Annotated in this window: 19 protein-coding genes; 10 read left to right on the top strand and 9 right to left on the bottom strand. The window is 52.8% G+C overall.

The genetic code is table 11. The annotated features are described in order from the left end of the window. Window positions 1-257 precede the first annotated feature (257 nt). On the top strand, window positions 258-590 hold the full coding sequence (locus PUV54_RS01080) for a 7(1) septoil knot domain-containing protein (RefSeq protein ID WP_274493665.1): 333 nt from the start codon (window positions 258-260) through the stop codon (window positions 588-590). A 19-nt stretch (window positions 591-609) separates the two neighbouring features. Beyond that, entirely contained in the window at window positions 610-1,194 is a 585-nt protein-coding gene (locus PUV54_RS01075) for a hypothetical protein (protein WP_420797929.1), read from the top strand. Window position 1,195: 1 nt separating this feature from the next. Here PUV54_RS01075 and PUV54_RS01070 read toward each other — a convergent pair whose 3' ends face one another. Beyond that, on the bottom strand, window positions 1,196-3,082 hold the full coding sequence (locus PUV54_RS01070; RefSeq protein ID WP_274493663.1) for a M23 family metallopeptidase: 1,887 nt from the start codon (window positions 3,080-3,082) through the stop codon (window positions 1,196-1,198). Window positions 3,083-3,159: 77 nt separating this feature from the next. Here PUV54_RS01070 and PUV54_RS01065 point away from each other — a divergent pair, with 77 nt between their 5' ends. The 8 genes from PUV54_RS01065 to PUV54_RS01030 all read left to right on the top strand — a co-directional run bounded on the left by PUV54_RS01065 (window position 3,160) and on the right by PUV54_RS01030 (window position 10,513). Continuing rightward, window positions 3,160-5,985 (top strand): intermembrane phospholipid transport protein YdbH family protein, encoded by a 2,826-nt coding sequence (locus PUV54_RS01065; RefSeq protein WP_274493662.1) that lies wholly within the window; start codon window positions 3,160-3,162, stop codon window positions 5,983-5,985. Window positions 5,986-6,123: 138 nt separating this feature from the next. Next, a complete protein-coding gene (locus PUV54_RS01060; protein ID WP_274493661.1) occupies window positions 6,124-6,321 on the top strand; it encodes a YnbE family lipoprotein in 198 nt (65 codons plus the stop codon). Between the two features lie 23 nt (window positions 6,322-6,344). Beyond that, the gene (locus PUV54_RS01055) at window positions 6,345-6,692 is read left to right on the top strand and encodes a YdbL family probable chaperone protein (RefSeq protein ID WP_274493660.1); all 348 of its coding nucleotides are present in this window, start codon (window positions 6,345-6,347) and stop codon (window positions 6,690-6,692) included. Window positions 6,693-6,764: 72 nt separating this feature from the next. Continuing rightward, window positions 6,765-7,421 carry a histidine phosphotransferase family protein gene (locus PUV54_RS01050; RefSeq protein ID WP_274493659.1) on the top strand — a complete coding sequence of 219 codons (657 nt, stop codon included), beginning with the start codon at window positions 6,765-6,767 and terminating at the stop codon, window positions 7,419-7,421. Window positions 7,422-7,507: 86 nt separating this feature from the next. Further along, window positions 7,508-7,930, top strand: coding sequence for a response regulator (locus tag PUV54_RS01045; RefSeq protein WP_274493658.1), 423 nt, complete (start codon window positions 7,508-7,510; stop codon window positions 7,928-7,930). A gap of 94 nt (window positions 7,931-8,024) precedes the next feature. After that, the gene (locus tag PUV54_RS01040) at window positions 8,025-8,840 is read left to right on the top strand and encodes an undecaprenyl-diphosphate phosphatase (RefSeq protein ID WP_274493657.1); all 816 of its coding nucleotides are present in this window, start codon (window positions 8,025-8,027) and stop codon (window positions 8,838-8,840) included. Between the two features lie 98 nt (window positions 8,841-8,938). After that, window positions 8,939-9,940 carry a threonine ammonia-lyase gene (locus PUV54_RS01035; RefSeq protein WP_274493656.1) on the top strand — a complete coding sequence of 334 codons (1,002 nt, stop codon included), beginning with the start codon at window positions 8,939-8,941 and terminating at the stop codon, window positions 9,938-9,940. 276 nt (window positions 9,941-10,216) lie between these two features. Continuing rightward, a complete protein-coding gene (locus PUV54_RS01030; RefSeq protein WP_274493655.1) occupies window positions 10,217-10,513 on the top strand; it encodes a DUF1150 family protein in 297 nt (98 codons plus the stop codon). Window positions 10,514-10,546: 33 nt separating this feature from the next. Here PUV54_RS01030 and ptsN read toward each other — a convergent pair whose 3' ends face one another. The 8 genes from ptsN to PUV54_RS00990 form a co-directional block, all read right to left on the bottom strand. After that, window positions 10,547-11,011 carry a PTS IIA-like nitrogen regulatory protein PtsN gene (gene ptsN, locus PUV54_RS01025; RefSeq protein WP_420797928.1) on the bottom strand — a complete coding sequence of 155 codons (465 nt, stop codon included), beginning with the start codon at window positions 11,009-11,011 and terminating at the stop codon, window positions 10,547-10,549. Between the two features lie 116 nt (window positions 11,012-11,127). Next, window positions 11,128-11,709, bottom strand: coding sequence for a ribosome hibernation-promoting factor, HPF/YfiA family (gene hpf, locus PUV54_RS01020; RefSeq protein WP_274493653.1), 582 nt, complete (start codon window positions 11,707-11,709; stop codon window positions 11,128-11,130). A gap of 77 nt (window positions 11,710-11,786) precedes the next feature. Continuing rightward, window positions 11,787-13,253 carry an RNA polymerase factor sigma-54 gene (gene rpoN / locus PUV54_RS01015; protein WP_274493652.1) on the bottom strand — a complete coding sequence of 489 codons (1,467 nt, stop codon included), beginning with the start codon at window positions 13,251-13,253 and terminating at the stop codon, window positions 11,787-11,789. A 24-nt stretch (window positions 13,254-13,277) separates the two neighbouring features. Beyond that, entirely contained in the window at window positions 13,278-14,099 is an 822-nt protein-coding gene (lptB, locus tag PUV54_RS01010) for an LPS export ABC transporter ATP-binding protein (RefSeq protein WP_274493651.1), read from the bottom strand. Window positions 14,100-14,148: 49 nt separating this feature from the next. After that, the gene (locus PUV54_RS01005; RefSeq protein ID WP_274493650.1) at window positions 14,149-14,631 is read right to left on the bottom strand and encodes an LptA/OstA family protein; all 483 of its coding nucleotides are present in this window, start codon (window positions 14,629-14,631) and stop codon (window positions 14,149-14,151) included. 9 nt (window positions 14,632-14,640) lie between these two features. Beyond that, entirely contained in the window at window positions 14,641-15,342 is a 702-nt protein-coding gene (lptC, locus tag PUV54_RS01000; RefSeq protein WP_274493649.1) for an LPS export ABC transporter periplasmic protein LptC, read from the bottom strand. Between the two features lie 201 nt (window positions 15,343-15,543). Next, entirely contained in the window at window positions 15,544-16,158 is a 615-nt protein-coding gene (locus PUV54_RS00995) for a ribonuclease D (protein WP_274493648.1), read from the bottom strand. 68 nt (window positions 16,159-16,226) lie between these two features. After that, window positions 16,227-17,384: a beta-ketoacyl-ACP synthase III gene (locus tag PUV54_RS00990; RefSeq protein ID WP_274493647.1), complete on the bottom strand. Its 1,158-nt coding sequence runs from the start codon at window positions 17,382-17,384 to the stop codon at window positions 16,227-16,229. Window positions 17,385-17,386: the final 2 nt, after the last annotated feature.

The raw sequence follows: 17,386 nt of genomic DNA, 5'->3' as shown, positions 1-17,386 counted from the left end.
TTTTCCAACGCCCCGCTCTTCCGCCGTTTGGAAGCGATGCGTCATCGGTTCAAATGCCTCCCCAGTGGGGAGATTGTTGCGATGTGTGAAGGCGCTGGCGTCTTATAGTAGGGCCCTAATTGGCCGATAGCGCGCGCTGCATCGCAGCATTTGTAGTTATGGGGACTACGAAGCTTCAGCAGATGAGTCAACGCACACGAAGAAATGGAACCGGTTTGAGGCTGGTCCTCTGCCGTGATGTTGCCTAAAATCATCACATGAAAGCAGCTCTGTCCCGTTTCGGCGCACCAGTCTTGCTATGCGCACTTGCCAATTCAGCGGTGGCGGGAGAGGGAATTGATCAAGACGCCTGTACATATAACGGCTTCCCACTCTATGGCGACGTTGAGGTGGTTGACAGTTTTCCGGACATCACGGTCCAGGTGGTAGAAAGCTTTCCGGATCTGAATGTTCAGGTTGTAGAGAGTTTTCCTGACGATTGCGGCCAATGGAAATTTGTCGAAAGTTTTCCGGACGTGAAAATTCAGTATGTGGATAGCTTTCCTGATGTAAAAATAAAACTGGTTGATAGCTTTCCGGGCTGGCCATAAACGGAAAACCTTGATGAACATGAACTATGCGCGTTTGATTGTAGCGGTGCTTTGGTTGAGCGGATGCTCTTCGCAGGCGCCGAGTGTCGATGGGGAAGAACCTGCTGACGAATTCATGGCGCGAATAGCCTCAAATTGTGGAGAGGCTTTTGAAGGCAAGTTGGTCTCAACCGATGAAGTTGATGCTGATTTCGTCGCCGAAAAAATGGTGATGCATGTCAGGGAATGTTCTGACAATGAGATCAGGGTTCCTTTCCATGTAGGCGATAACCGATCGCGAACATGGGTTCTAACACGAACTGAGGAGGGATTGCGTCTCAAGCACGATCACCGGCATGAGGATGGTTCGGAAGATGCTGTGACTCAATATGGCGGCGATAGCAGCGTAATTTCCGAAACCCGCGCCGAATTTCCGGTTGACGCGTATTCAGTGGAACTTTTTCATCGCGAAGCCCTTACGGCGTCTGTCACAAATGTATGGGCCCTTGAAATTACCGATACCGTTTTCGCTTATGAACTCTCCCGTGAGAACAGGTTTTTCCGGGTTGAGTTTGATTTAACGACACCAGTGTCAGCACCGCCCGCACCGTGGGGAGCGGAGTAGCCTACAGTGTTTCATTAGAGCTAGACGACTCATCGCGCGCGTAAAGCGCCTCGCGTTCAGCTTCGGGCATGCGCATGGCGTTGATGATGTCTCGCTGGATTCGGAAACGGTCAAGTTCAGAACCGGTTAGTTTCTTGCCAGTGGCAATCTTCAATCGCTGCGGGTTTACGGCCTTGCCGTTGAGATGAACTTCGTAATGAAGATGCGGTCCGGTCGAGCGGCCAGTTGTTCCCACGTAGCCTATAATGTCGCCTTGGCGAACGCGCTTGCCTGAGCGTATGCCGCGCGCGAAACCATTTAGATGCGCATAGGCGGTTTGATAGCCGTTTGCGTGCCGGATACGAATGTAATTCCCGAAACTGCCATAACGGTTCGCCCGTTCGACAATCCCGTCGCCGGCGGCTTTGATAGGCGTGCCGCGATTGGCGGCGAAATCGACGCCCTTATGTGCGCGCCGATAACCCAGGATAGGATGTTTTCGCGTGCCAAACCCGGAAGAAAGTCGCGCGCCGTCAATAGGCGTTTTCATCAAGAGGCGTTTGGCTCCTTGCCCCGTCGCATCATAAAATTCGACCCGGTCGCCGCTTTCATCGTCAAAGCGGTAGTACCCTTTTTCACGAGAGCGTCCACGCCAGTTAAGCCGTGCGTAGAGAATATCTCCTGATGAAACGAGTTTGCCAAGGTCGTCATATTTTACTTCGAAGATGGCTTCGAATTCGTCGCCGCCAAAAATTTCGCGCTGAAAATCTACATCATATGCAAATGCATCGGCTAAATTCGCGATCACTTCGTCAGGCGCCCCGACTGCTTTTGCTGACATATAAAGACTGCCATTAATGCGACCGGCGACGGACATGACACGCGTCGTCAGCGGGATAGTTTTCTTCTCCGCTGTCATATCTCCGTTTAGCTCGCGCCGGACGATCACTCGGTTCTCAACGTCAGCACGGTATTCCAAGCGGATAAGGCGCGCTTGCTGCGCTTGTGTTACCTGTTGAAAGAGCGTCTGGTTCGGCCAGCCAAGCGTTAACGCGAATTCTTGTCCTGGCAGCAGGCGCCGCAGGTTGTGGTGACGACCAAACGCATAGGCGGCCGTGTTTGCATCTTCAGCGCTGACACCGGCCCGTTTTAGAGCATCGACAAAGTTTTCGCCGCGCGACAGCCTGACTCGCACGTTTTCCGGTTCAGAAACGATGTCCTTGACGAGTTGAATCTGAGGGTTGGCGTGCGTGATGACTCTGCGTTCGATATCGCTCGTAAAAAACACTGGCGGCGGCGCATCGTCATCACTCGCCAAAAACAATCCGCCGAGTTTCATCGGCTGCGTCACGGGATTGGTTTCTGCAATGACCGTTTCGGAAGCGGCTGGCTTAAGTCTTGGGGCGAGCGCGTGTTCAGTCCCTGATTTATTTTCTTGCGATGCGCTGTCTTTAGGCGCCCCTTCAGTCCTCGAAGGTTTCAGGCTGGGAGCGAACGTGTCTGAGTCTCGGGAAATCGTTTCTGCATTGCTAGCGGAAGCATCCAGCCGTGCTGACCGGGATTGCTCGATTGCGGATGCGATATCGATATTGCGCGCATCAGCCACAGACTCACGTGCCTCAGTCTCGGGCTGAAGGGCGATGCTGATAGGCGCTTCTGAGGTTTTTTGGGGCGCAGATGTGGCGGAAATCGCCAGAAAACCAGCCCCTAAAACAAGAATACTAAGAGCTGCGGCAAGGGCGCCCGGGCCACGGCGCTTGCGCTCGATTGGGCAATAGGCAGCGCCATTACCCGTAAGGCTCTGACCTGTATGAACAAACTCGTCCGACATGTTATGTTTGGCCGCCCTCATGTTGCATCGCAAATCACCTTCATCGCATGCCTCGCCAAACGCTTCAATTTTCGGCATGCTGGCAAGGCCGCTTCGCTCATTAGACGAAAACGTCGTTAATCAATAGAGAAAAGCGGCGGTCGCGTTTGAGGGATATGGGTAACAAGATGCGGGCGGCGCGCTTCCTGGCGATTTTACTGTTGCTCGTGGCGATTATCGCCGCGGCGCTCTATCTCATTCGTTTGCCCCTTGCGGGTTGGGCTGTGCGCAGCGCTATGGCTGGCGCAGGGTTAGAGCAGCCGCAAGCGACAGTTACCGCGTTAACTTTTGACGGTATTCGTCTAGAAAAAGTTTCCAGTGGAGCTGAGGCACGCGAGGCGTTTCAGTTTCACGTGATCGAGGTTGACTATCATTGGCGTCAATTGCTCAGCGCGCAAAAAGTTGCAGCGGTTCGAGCCGGACCAGGCCTTCTGAGAGTAAACATTTCAGATGGCGGTCAGGTTTCAATTCCCGGTTTGGCTAGCGGCGGAGAGGGCAGCGGTGGCGCAGAGCTTCCATTCCAGTCGTTAATTCTAAGCAGCATTAGGCTTCACGCTGAAACATCTGCCGGGAGTGCTGTGGGAGAACTCTCTGCGGAATTTGAGAAAGAAACAGGCGGCAGGGCTGAAATTGAATTGGAAAGCAACAATTTTGGCTTGAAGGAGCTGACAATTCCAGCGGGCAAAATAAATGCGGAATTAGAATTAGCTGAAAGCGGTTCGACGGCGCTCGTCTTTGCGTTTAAAGGCGATATGCTTGCGCAAGGCGTTGCGGCGAACAATGTTTCGCTGGCGATTGACGGAGAAGGCGTCAACTGGCGGGATTTGATTGAGGGCGAACGCAACACTGTCGCAGGAAACGCGCATATCTCTTTTAGTGCGCCACAGATCTTGTTCGGCTCTGCCCAAAACCAGGAAACACTCAACCAACTTGCACCAATAGAACTGGCGTTCGGACAGTCTGTAAGCGAAGCTGCTTTGGAAGGTGAGTTTGACGTAAACTTTTCGGACAGCGTGTTTGAAGTGCGGTTAAGGGAAAGTGCGCCCGTAACGCTAGCGGCGCCTGATGGAACGGGGCTTACGATAGCCCAGAGCGGCGCTGCGCCGCTCTACGCTCTCCGGGGTGAGCGGGAGACAGCATCTTTTCAGTTTGCTATCAAAAGCGCTGGTGTAAATGCCGCTGGGTCAGCCGATATAGAACGCGAAAACGACCGTTGGCGTGTCGCCGCGCCAATCACGGTTGAACAATATTCTTCTCCCGAACTCTCTCTCGATGATTCTCAGATTGAATTTTCCGGTGTGCTGAACGGTGATGATTTAACTGCTGATCTTGCACTGAAATCAGGACTGCGCAGAGCGCAGATCGGCAGGCTGTCAGTTTCAGACGCGCCTTTTACTTCAGCATTCAGGGCCGAAGGCAATTTGTCGGCCCAGACAGTAAACATCTACAATAGGGAAGAGTGCATCACTTTTGAGCGCGGTCAGTTGCGGCTTGAGGAGCAGAACGCAGAAGCATCACTGGGACGCACGCAGCTATGTAATGCAGACGGTCCGCTTCTGGTGTTTACCTGGGCGGGCGATATGGTTTGCTCCTTAAACGGAGAAATTTCTTCTGCGAATGGACGCTTTAGTCTTGGCGAAACCAGTGCGTCCGGCCGTCCGCCGAATATCCGCTTTAATGCCGTCTACAATCCGCTCGATAGCCGGACGACGATTGAAGGGATTGCAACGGGTGGCGATGTGACGCTGAACGAGATGATCGACTTGTCAGCAATGATTGGGCGGTTCGATTTTTCTCTTGATCCCGCAGTAATGCGTGCTAGCGGCGTGGTCGACCGTGTTCGCGCCGAGCAAAGCGCGGAGCTAAAGTTTATCACGCCTGTGATTGCAGACGGAACATTTGAATTGGAAGGCAAAGATACTACATTTCAGTATTCGTTGATGACGCCGGCTGGAAACGCGCTCGGCGTTGGGACAGGCCGCCACGACATGTCTACTGCTAGTGGCGAAACCACTTTCACTTTTCAGGATTTGCGTTTCGAACCGGAAGGATTGCAGCCCAATGAATTAGCGCCGGGACTGAAGGGTATTGTTTCCGCGGCGACAGGCGGAGCAGATGGCGCAGTCAGGTTTGGCTGGTCGAAAGAAGGCATTACCTCCGGCGCGAATTTTGATCTCAATGACATCTCATTCGACGGACCTACTTTGGCTGTTACGCGCACAACTGGCGTGAATGGCTCCGTGACATTGAACAACCTTCTGCCCGTTTCAACAGAAGGTGTTCAAACCTTGACGCTTAACATTGTTGACGCTGGCGCCCTTGAACTCACCAATGGTGAAGTCTCGTTTGAGTTTCCAGGGAATGATACGCTGCAATTGAAACGCGGAGAGTTCCCCTGGTTTGGCGGAACTATTGGCGCATATGAGGCGACAGCCTCTTTTTCTGGTGCTGCAACGATTCCATTACGTGCTGAAAATATTCATCTGGAACAGGTGCTGGATTTTGCCAGCGTGGAAGGTTTATCGGGTGAAGGCGTTTTAAGCGGATCGCTGCCGCTCGTCTTTGAAGACGGCAAGGCGCGGATCGAAAACGGCGTGTTTCGCTCAAACGGGCCCGGGGCTATTCGATATACCGGGCCTGCAGCGGATGCGGCGTCCGCTGCTGGCGAAAACGCTCAGGTCGCTTTCGATTTCCTGCGCGATCTTCGCTACAAATCGCTCGAGGTGACGGTCAACGGAGCTCTCGATGGTCAGCTTGATTTCGGACTCCGGTTTGAGGGAACGGGAGACCTTACAGTTCGAAATCAAAGCGTTCAGAATGTGCCCGTTCTTTACCGCATCAATCTTACCGTGGAGAACATGGATCTGATTCGACAGGCGAATTTGCTCAGGTCAATTGAGCTGAAGGTGCAGGAGGAACTATCGGGGCGAGGTGCAAATTAGTGCGAAATATGACGATGAAGAGGCTGGAAAGCGCATTTCCGCCTGTTTTTCGCCTAAAGGGTGCAGTAGTCTACTGTCGAATTTCAGTTCAGCGCGTATTTGCATCCGATAATGTTTCAGCGTGGAGGGCGGTCTTAAATGATCAAAACGCAGTTAATCAGGTTCTCGGTACTGGCGCCCATTGCGGCGGCCATGCTGGCCTGCACGAGTGTAAAGCTCGAAGGCGGCGATAAGCCTATTGAAGTCAATCTCAACGTCAACGTGTCCGGCGAGGTTCGTGTCAAGCTGGAACGTGAGATTGAAGATGCAATCGCCGACAATCCGGATATTTTCTAAGGGGGAAAGCGATGGATCATTCAATGAAAAAACGAATTTTTAGTTCTGCTGCTGCGGCTATGCTGCTTGCCGCCAGTTTAAGCCCTGTCAGTGCGGCGAGTGCGATCGTTGAGCGCGCCAAGGATGACTGCATCGTGGGCGAACAGGCTGATGGCTACATCGGTGTTGTAACTGGCAAGAACGCCAGCAGCGAGCTGCGCCGCGAGATTGCTGATATCAACCAGCAGCGCAAAGCCGTTTATGCGGATATTGCCCGCCGCAATGGCGTTACCATAGATGTTGCGGCGGCTCTGACGGCGGAAAAGCTGTTGAACCAGGCAAGCCGCGGGCAGTGCATTCGCGACCAGTCTGGGAACTGGCGCGAAGTTTAAGGCCAAATATTCGCAGCCAAGAGCCGGCGAATCGGCGATAAGGAACTCTTTGCAACCAAGAGTTCCTGTCCCATGTCTGAAGCGTTAGACCTTACCCCGCCCGATAACGAAGACCCGGATGCGTTGACCCTTTCAGCGCTATTGTCTTCGCGAGTCTGCCACGACCTTATCAACCCGGTTGGCGCCTTGAGTTCCGGCCTTGAAGTGCTTGAAGACCCGGCCATGGAAGGCGCGATGCGCGAGGCGGCCATGGACCTGGTAAAATCCGGCACGCAAAAGGCTGTGGCGCTCCTGTCTTATGCTCGGCTGGCTTATGGCGCCGCTGGCGGCTTCGGCGCGCAGATCAGCCTCGAGGACGCCCAAAAAGCGCTGAAAGAGCTGTTCGCCATCACTAAAGCTAATCTGGAGTGGAAGATTGGCACGGGGCTGGCCGCCAAGGAAAATGTTAAAGTGCTCATGGTGCTCGCCTATGCTGCAGCTGATTGCGTGCCGCGCGGCGGCGAGGTTGTTATCGAGGGCGACATCCAGAACTTCTCAATCACGGCTACCGGTAAAAAGCTGCTTCTCAACGACACGCTTGTGCGCGCGTTAGGCGGCGATGCTAGCGACCTCACGCCGAAAATGACGCCGGCGTTGATCGCCTCGCAACTCGTCAAATCGGCTGGCGGCGTATTAAGGGTCAAACGCTCGGACGAAGCGGTCGTATTCAAGGCGTCATTTGGCGATTGATCGCCTTCAGTGGCGATACGTTAACTCTGAAATAACGCCCTTTAAGGCACAATTGCGATCAATTGAGCCATAGAAGGACGTCTGCGATGACTGCCCCCAAGCACTGCCTTGTTGTCGAGGATTCTGAACTCATCCGTGAGATAGCCATTCGCATGGTTGATGACCTCGGCGTAGAGGCCGATGGAGTCGATAGCGCTGAAGCTGGCGTCGATCATTGCCGGGAGCATCAAACGGACATCGTTATGCTCGATTGGGACTTGCCTTCCATGGCTGCACTCGATTTCCTACGCGGCGTTTCAGAGCTTGAAGAAAAGCAGCGCCCTGAGATTATCCTCTGCGCGACGGAAAACGATCCGCAACAGTTTACGCTCGCCAAGGCGGCCGGAGCCCGCCACCATATTCTAAAACCTTTCGACAAGGATTTGGTTGCGGCAAAATTTGCTGAAATCGGTGTGATCGATAGCCAGGCGCCAACAGCCCAGAAGGTTGCGAATAGCGATAAGCGTTAGTTTTTATTAGCGTCGGTTTCCGCCTGAATAAGGCCAAACTTATTCATTAATATCGCTATGGCGGCTGGGCGGCGAACGCGTTTATGAGCATCGTATGACTCTTATTCAGCTTGTCGTTCTGGCGGTCATTCAGGGGATTACAGAATTTCTGCCTATTTCGTCGTCCGCGCATTTGATACTGGCGCCGCTGACGGTGAGGGATTGGCAGGATCAGGGTCCGCTCATCGATATTGCCGCTCATGTAGGTTCGTTGGGCGCAGTGCTGTTATATTTTCGTGCCGAAACGGCAATGCTTTTTCGGGGTGGAATAGATACGCTGCGTTTCAGGCGCAGTGATGACCGCAAGCTGTTTTTGTTTATTGCTGCGGCGACAATTCCCACGCTTTCGCTGGCTGCGGTTTTTGTCCTGTTTGACTTGACGAGCGTGTTGCGATCGCCGGTTGTGATCGGCTGGGTCAGCATTATTTTCGGAGCGCTTTTGTGGCACGCTGATCGGTCTAAGGGTGAAAAGGCGGGCCTTGATCGCATGACCTGGCGTGAGGCAATGACAATCGGCCTAGCTCAGATGTGTGCACTGGTGCCGGGCGTATCCCGGTCCGGCGTAACCATGACCATGGCGCGGTACCTGGGCTGGTCACGGCCCGAAGCGGCGCGGTTCTCGATGTTGCTGGCAATACCGACCATCTTGGCGCTGGGTGCTTTTGCCTGCATTGAAATCCTCCGTGAAGGTGCGAATGCGACACTGTCCAGTGCGCTCATCGTCGCCGTGTTGTCGTTTATATGCGCTTACGCCGCCATTGCTGTGTTGATGCGGCTTGTGCAGACCATGAGCTTTACCCCGTTTGTCATCTACAGGATCGTTTTCGGTATCGTGTTGCTCACCTTTGCCGGTGCGCTTACTGCTAATTGATATTCGCGCTTTCCTGCCTTAACAAATCTGCAAAAGCGCTTTGGCCTGCACTCCTTCTGGTTCAAAGTCAGCAAAAGATAGATTGAGATTTACAAGTCATGTCATCAATAAAATCCGAAGAAATTACCGTGTCAGCAGAAGGTGTTCGTGCTGCTGCCATAAGACTCAAGGGAAAAGCTGTTCGGACGCCTCTTATTGAGAATGAAATCCTGAATGAACGTGCGGGAGGGCGTGTCTTTTTAAAAGCCGAAGTGCTGCAAAGATACGGCTCGTTCAAGTTTCGCGGCGCTTACAACCTTATTTCACAGCTTACTGATGAACAACGAAAAAACGGCGTTCTCGCCTGGTCTTCCGGCAATCACGCCCAAGGTGTTGCATTAGCTTCACGTCTGGTTGGAGCAAAGGCTACAATAGTCATGCCTGATGACGCTCCAGAAATAAAAGCGCGCAATGTCCGAGCCCTGGGCGCTGATATCGTCTCCTATGATCGCTACAAGGAAGACCGCGAAGCGATCGCTATGACAATAGTGCGTGAGCGGAACATGGCGCTGGCGCCGTCATATGATCACCCACATATAGTAGAGGGGCAGGGTACGTTGGCGCTCGAAACGTATGAAGATGCAGCCGAACTGGGCGTTACATTGGATGCGTTTATCGCCTGTTGCGGGGGCGGTGGACTGACGTCGGGGTGCGCAACAATTCTGGAGGAAGTATCTCCCGAGACTGCGGTCTGGATAGCGGAACCTGAAGGCTACGACGAAGCCTGGGCTTCTATTCAGGCTGGCGAGCGCTTGCAAGCAGACGTGACGAAGCCCACAATTTGCGATGCAATCGCGACCCCCAGTCCGGGCTGGTTAACTTTTCCAATTCTGCAACGTCTTGTGCGTGGAGGCGTCACAATTACTGAACACGAAGTTAGGGACGCCATGATGTTTGCTTATGAGCACCTGAAGCTGGTTGTGGAGCCGGGTGGAGCTGTGGCCTTGGCGGCGATCCTCTCACAAAAATTTGATAGTAAGGGAAAGGCGACTGCGGTCACGCTTTCCGGTGGGAATGTGGATCCTTCGCTTTTCGCTTCCGTGCTGCGGAATCGCGCGTAAAGAAATATTACACAATAAGAACAATGCCTTAGCTGTTATGAAGATTCAATTGCTTAGCGGTGTGGAAAAGTTAAGCGTTGAAATGTTATATTATATCCATAAATGGATATTAAGAGCAGATCATGGCGGAATTGTCGTGAAACGGACCTAAAACCGCCCAGGCTGTCTCTTAAATGAATGTCTAAATTGTTCGCTGACGTTCACGTTTTACTAGCCAGTTTTCAGGCAAGATCAAGGATAAGGTCGGCGGATCATGCGGCAAAGGTAATTGAAGTTATGACACTGATGAAAAATGGCGCGATTGCTACAGAAAACGGACAAGCGCCGTTATCGGCGCGCGATTTTGCCGAGCTGGGCGGGCGTAAGCTTGTTTATGTTCGCACAGTGGTTGCTCGCGATGTGCTTGAAGACCTTGTCGATGAAGATGGCGATGTTGCTATGGAGATCGACGAGTCCGACACCTTGTATTCCGTGCACTCATCAACTGGAGAACGGTTAGCCCTTGTAGGTGACCGGGAACTCGCATTCGCCGCCGCGCGTCAGTATGAAATGACGCCGGTCAGCGTCCATTAGGATCTGGTTCCCCTCCTTAGCCGCGCCTTAAGTTTAAGCAGCAAAATGCTTTTGATCAGAAGTGGCGATCGCAAATAATGCTTCAGCTGTATCGGCTCCGCGAAGAGCATTTCTGGCGTCGCTATCACGCAGCAGCCGTGAGACTTTTGCCAGAGCTTTAAGGTGAGCGGCGGTTGCGTTCGCCGGCGCGAGCAGCACAAAAATAAGGTCTACAGGTTGATCATCGACTGCGTCAAAACTGACGGGCGTTTCAAGTTGCGCCATCACCCCGACAATTTTATTCAGACCTTCTATCTTGCCATGTGGCAAGGCGACGCCATCGCCAACACCGGTCGAACCGAGCTGTTCGCGTTCTAACAGAGTTTCCATAATCTCCGTTGCGGGACGGTTCACCAGCCGGCTAGCCGCCTCAGCGAGCGCTTGTAGCGCTTCACGTTTACATCTGGCTCTGAGATTATGGATCACGCCTTGCGGGCTTAGAAGATCATCAAGTCCCATCACACTCACACAACTCACATAAACAACGGTTCGTTATCGTAATTCAGCGGCTTTAAGATTTACGTTAATCTTGTCCAAACAATGCCGCTGATGGACTTAATCGGGCCGCTTTAGACCTATGAAGCCGTCGGATCAACCCAACCTATATGGCCGTCCCGGCGCCGGTAGACAATGTTGATTCGGCCGTGAGCGGCGTTCTTGAATACAATCGCAGGTTGTTCGGCGAGATCGAGCTGCATCACCGCAGCGCCGACAGTCATTTCCCTTAGAGTTGTCTGAGATTCGGCTACGACAACAGGATTCAAATCGGATCCGTCTGTAGAGCTGTCGTCTTCTTCCTCTCCAAACGGTTGCAGGAGGTAATATGATGCATTTTCCGCACGTAATGGCTCTTTACCATTCGCGTGGTGGTTTTTTAGGCGACGTTTGTAGCGCCTGACCCGTTTTTCCAGCTTTTCAACACATTCCTCAAATGCACCATACGCGTCGCCGCCTTCGCCGTGGGCGGCCAAAAAGACGCCGGACGCAAGGTGGGCGGTTACATCGCATTCGATGATGTGGCGTTCTTTGGAGAAGGTGACAGTCGCTTCAGCTCCACGATCAAAATATTTATGGACGCTGTCCGAAAGTTTATCTGTCACATGGGTCTGCAGGGCGTCGCCCAAGTCCATGTTTTTGCCGCTAACTTGAATGTCCATCGGGCCTCCTGAGAATGGCGGTGTTCACACGCGCTCATTATAACCGATATTGGCGTAAGTCTGCGCGGATTAAAGGGTTAGATCGAGGTTTGCAACATCGCCCTACGTCGCTGGACAGAAGAGGGTATATTCAATGTTTCCCGGTACTTGGCGACCGTCCTACGGGCGATGTCCACGCCCTCGCTTCGTAAAATTTCCACAATTTTATCGTCCGAAAGGACCGTGTCCTTGGTCTCTGCGGCGACCAATTCGCGGATCCGGTGGCGTACCGACTCAGCCGAATGAGCCTCTCCTCCGCTTGAAGAAGCGATAGAGGCGGTGAAAAAGTATTTCAGCTCAAAAAGCCCTCTTGGCGTCGCGATATATTTATTCGAGGTTACTCTCGAAACAGTGGATTCGTGCATTTCGATGGCGTCGGCTACGACCTTGAGGTTAAGAGGGCGAAGATGTTTGACGCCGTAAGCTAGAAAAGCGTCTTGCTGCCGAACAATTTCGCTGGCGACTTTTAAGATCGTTTGCGCACGCTGGTGCAGGCTTTTTGCGAGCCAGTTAGCGCTGGCGAATTGCTCAGAAATATACGTCTTGTCTTTTTCGTCTTCCTTTCCGACCGATGCAATCTCTGCATAGTAGCGTTGATTGACCAAAATACGCGGGAGAGTTTCGCTGTTGAGTTCAACTTTCCATCCGCCATCAGGCGATCTCGTGACAAACACATCTGGAGCAATCGTTTGCACTGTGCCGCCGCCATATGCGTATCCCGGCTTCGGCGTCAGCGCGCGGACTTCAGCGATCATGTCGCGTACGTCCTCTTCATCCGCGCCCGTGACTTTTAAAAGGCCTTTGAGATCACTCTTGGCCACAAGTTCTATATTTTCGACGAACGCTTCCATGGCTGGGTCGAACCTGTCAGCGTCGATCAATTGTAATTTAAGGCATTCTTTCAAATCCCGGGCTCCGACGCCTGAGGGGTCAAAGCTGGTGATAAGCGCATGAGTTTCTTCAACTTCAACGAAGTCAGCGCCCAGTCGTTCTGCGATGCCTGCGAGATCCTCGCGCAAGTATCCAGCTTCATCGATCATGTCGATGATGTAAGCACCAATGAACAGTTGTGTGGAATTTTTGGTGGCTAAATGCAGCTGTTCGGTAAGGTGGTCCGCTAGTGAAATCTCTTTTTTTAATGTGGCGCCGAATTCTTGTTCATCGCCGTCAAGACGCCGGCCGGAAGATACCGTCGCCCATTCATTCGGACGATATTCCCCGTAGGTTTCGCCGCCTGTCTCTGCCTGCAGGTCCGTTCGAGATCCGGTCAGTTCCTCCGGAGATTGTGGTGCGTCCGCAGCAACGTTTTCCTGGCCTCTACGTTCCGCAGGGCCGTCAACGGGTGTCTCGTCGCGCTCCAGGAAAGGGTTTTGTTCGAGTTGATCGTCAACATACTCGGCTAGCTCAAGATTCGACAGTTGCAGCAATTTGATCGCTTGCTGCAACTGTGGCGTCATCACAAGCTGCTGTGATTGCCGAAGTTCGAGTTTTGGAGCTAACGCCAAACGATCCCCCAACCGTTCCTATTGTTACATTTGGAAACGATCGCCGAGATAGACGCGACGTACGTCTTTGTCTCCAACGATGTCTCCTGGCGCGCCCTCAAGCAGGACCTCGCCTTCGTGAATGATATAGGCCCGATCAATAATATCGAGCGTCTCCCTGACATTATGATCCGTAATCAGAACACCAAGCCCGCGATCTTTCAGATGCGATACAAGCTCGCGAATTTCAGCAATTGCCAGCGGATCGATCCCTGCAAAGGGTTCGTCCAGCAACATGAAGGACGGCGCAGTCGCGAGCGCACGTGCGATTTCGACGCGCCGTCTTTCGCCGCCGGATAGCGCAATAGCCGGTGCGTCACGTAGATGGGTGATATGAAATTCGTTCAGCAAGTCGTCGATAATCGCTTGCTGTTTGTCTTTGTTGCTTTCGATAAGCTCAACGACGGCTCTCAGGTTTTGTTCGACACTCAACCCACGAAAAATCGACGCTTCCTGAGGCAAATAACCGACACCCAAGCGCGCGCGCTGATACATCGGCAGGTTGGTGACGTCATGACCATCGATGCTGATACGGCCGCGGTCAGCGGCAATCAGCCCTGTGATCATATAAAAGCAGGTAGTTTTGCCCGCGCCGTTCGGGCCCAGCAAACCTACGACTTCACCGCGCTTAACGCTCATAGAAACGCCACGAACGACAGGGCGGCGTTTGAACGACTTGCCAAGGTTTTCCGCCGATAACGCACCGCCACCCTCAACAACCTTCGGCTTCAGCTTCTTTGGCCGAGGGTCGCCTGAAGCGGCGGATTTTGAGGGTGTGTTTGTCTGCGGTTCCATATTCTCAGCCATTAAGCGCAACTCTCTTTAATGTTCGGTGAAGGCGAGCTCATATTAACTATTATGCGGGCTCTTTGTCAGACTTTGTAAAGAAAAGGCCGCGAATCCGTTTTCCTGGCTCGGGCATGAAAAGAACTTTGCCAGTTTCAACCCAATAGGTGACTTTGCCCGCAGACATGACCTGCTTGCCTTGTGTAACAATCACATCTTCGGTCATCGTGATGGTCTGGGCCGCCTCATCGAAAACTGCGTGTTCGCCGGTAATATTTTCTTTACCATTTGAATAACGAACGGCGCCAATCGCGACAATGTTTTCAAACGCCCCATCTTCGGTAAGGATCGCTTCCAATCGGTTTGTGGTGAGAATTGCTTCACCTTGGACAACGCGAACATTTCCGGTCCAGATGGCGACATTGTCCTGAAACTCAGCCGTATCGCCAGTGATGTCTATGGGTTCGTCGCTGTCCGATACAAGTTGAGCTTTGGCTACTTGCCCGAGAGCTAAGAAACTGAGGCTCGATAGCAATAAAAGTTTTGAGTTCATGATCATCTTTTACTGTTGTGGCGTGGAAGGGGCGGGGTCTTTCAATTCCGGTGGTGATTGGCGCTCGCTCCCGGTATTCGATTTCGGGAAAATACGCATGTGTACATTGCCTTCAAGAACAACGCGCCCTTCGGAATTATAGGCTTTCATTTTGTCGGCTTGCAGCGTTTCCCCTTTTGGGCCGATACCGCCCACTCCTGCATCACTCGTGACGGTTTCGTCGTCAATAAAAACCGTAGCGGATGGCGAATTGAAGATATATGTATCAGCGCCGACCTCGTGTTCCAGAGTTACCTGGTCAGTAAGCTCTAGAATTTTCCGGTCCGAGCGATAAACGCCTGCATTCGCAGTCACTGTATTCAGCTCGTCCGCTTCGCCTTGAACCGCTTTAGGCCGCTCCAGTTGGACGATGTCTTTAGACTGCGGATTCTGGATCGCGGCTGCCGCTGTAATTTCAAATGGACGACCGTTATTGTCGATGCCGGAAAATCGCGGGCTGGCCATTCGCAGCTCTTCTGCGCTGGCGGTGATGTCTTCAAAATCTTTCAGGAATGCATCATCGCCCTCATCGGAGCGGGTATTAAAAATAAACGCTGCGACCAGCACCAAAGCTAATGCGGGCAGGGCAATGCGTAGACGTCGCACCAGACGCGAACGGGCGGCCGCTTCGTTACCGGTCGTGCGGGCTGTCATGGGAAGGCTATCGAGCACGCGTCGCCCTCGGGCTCGGCGCTCGCGTTCTGCCTCTGGCGGACTATCTTTGATGGCGGAGTTCATGGCCGGCCAGCTATCCTCAACTTTCCGACAGGTCTAGTATTTAGGCCTATCAATCTGCCCTCAGCCACTATCTTATGTGCGCGCACGGCATTTGGAAACAAGGCCGAAAATCATCTATTTACTGGGTTTCGCCTCTCAGGAATGGGCGAAAATGTCAATTTCCGGCCATCCAGCCAAATCCAGAGCAGCCCGGACAGGCAGAAAATCAAAGCACGCCTCAGCTATGGCGGTGCGATCTTCTCTGGCGAGCATTTCGTCGAGTTTCGCTTTAAGCGTGTGCAGGTAAAGGACGTCCGCAGCCGCGTACTCGACTTGAGCCGCTGAAAGTTCATTTGCTCCCCAATCCGAAGATTGTTGTTGTTTTGAGAGTTCGATGCCCATCAACTCGCGTGTCAGGTCTTTCAGTCCGTGTCTATCGGTGTAGGTGCGCGTCAATTTTGATGCGATTTTCGTGCAGTAGACGGGTTTCGTTTCAACCCCAAGCCAGTGTTGAAAGGCGGCGATATCGAAACGGGCGAAGTGGAAAATTTTCAGCACTGTTGGGTCAGCAAGTAAGTCTTTCAGACGCGGCGCGTCATACGTCTGACGGTTGATTTGGACGAGATGCGCGTCACCGTCGCCGGAAGAAAGCTGCACCACACAAAGCTGATCACGCTGGGTGTTCAGGCCCATGGTCTCGCTGTCGACAGCGACGACCGGCCCGAGATCAAGCCCTTGCGGCAAGTCGCCCTGATATAAGTGATTAGCCATCTCTTCATTCCTACGGGTTAGGCATTTGCCCAAGCCATACCATTCTACTGATAATAGTGAAGGCGCGTTTAAGCCGCCTTTCGCACGATTACCGAGCCAGCCGAATAGCCGGCACCAAAGCCGCAAATGACGCCCATATCGCCGGCCGCCATATCAGAGCGATGCTTGTGAAAAGCGATAATCGAGCCAGCAGAGGAGGTGTTCGCGTATTCATCAAGCACTACAGGCGCTTCTTCGATTGAGGCGTCACGGCCGAGTACTTTCCGGGCTATGAATTCATTCATCGACAGGTTCGCCTGGTGCAGCCAGAAGCGTTTCACGCCATTCGGAGCGATTTGGAGGTCACTTAAATGGCTGGCGATCAACTCGCTGACCATAGGCACAACTTCCTTGAAGACTTTACGCCCTTCCTGAATGAACAGTTTGTCAGTGAATGGGTCTCTTTGTGGATCAGCTTCCACGCCTGTTTCGCGTTCGCAGTGATTCAAAAAACCAAAATTGTTGCGGATGTTATTGGAAAACTTCGTTTTTAAACGAGTTCCTAGGATGTCCCAGGACTCTCCAGATGGCGTACCCTCATTTCGCTCAAGGATGACTGCCGTGCAAACATCACCGAAGATGAAATGGCTGTCTCTGTCACGATAGTTCAAGTGAGCAGAGCAGATTTCCGGATTGACCATCAAAATGCGGTTTGATCCCGCTCGGATCAGGCCGAGACCCGTTTCAATGCCAAATGTTGCGGAAGCGCAGGCGACATTCATATCGAATGCAAAACCTTCTATGGCGAGCGCATCTTGAATTTCGACGGCAATAGCCGGGTAGGCGCGCTGTAGGTTCGAGGCGGCGCAAATGACGCCATCGATATCCTTAGGCTGCAAATCCGCAGTGCGCATTGCTTCACGGGCTGCGTTCACTGCCATTTCAGCAAGTACGGAAAGCTCAGTGTTTAGGCGCGGCGGGATCGAAGGCGCCATGCGATTGATGTCGAGGATACCATCCTTATTCATCACGTAGCGGGCCTTAATCCCTGACGCCTTTTCTATGAACTCAGCCGATGATTTTTGTAATGGCTCAATTTCACCCGACGAAATTTCGGGAGCGTTATTGGTGTTGAACTTGTCCACATAGGCGTTAAACGCTGCGACTAGCTCTTCGTTAGAGATCGAGTTCGGCGGCGTAAAAAGGCCGGTAGAGATGATTCTGACGTCTGCTTCTGGGTGCGTCATTC

The sequence above is a fragment of the Hyphococcus flavus genome (assembly GCF_028748065.1).
Taxonomy (GTDB): Bacteria; Pseudomonadota; Alphaproteobacteria; order Caulobacterales; family Parvularculaceae; genus Hyphococcus; species Hyphococcus flavus.
Note: the sequence above shows the minus strand (reverse complement) of the source record. Positions and strands in the feature narration are given on the sequence as shown.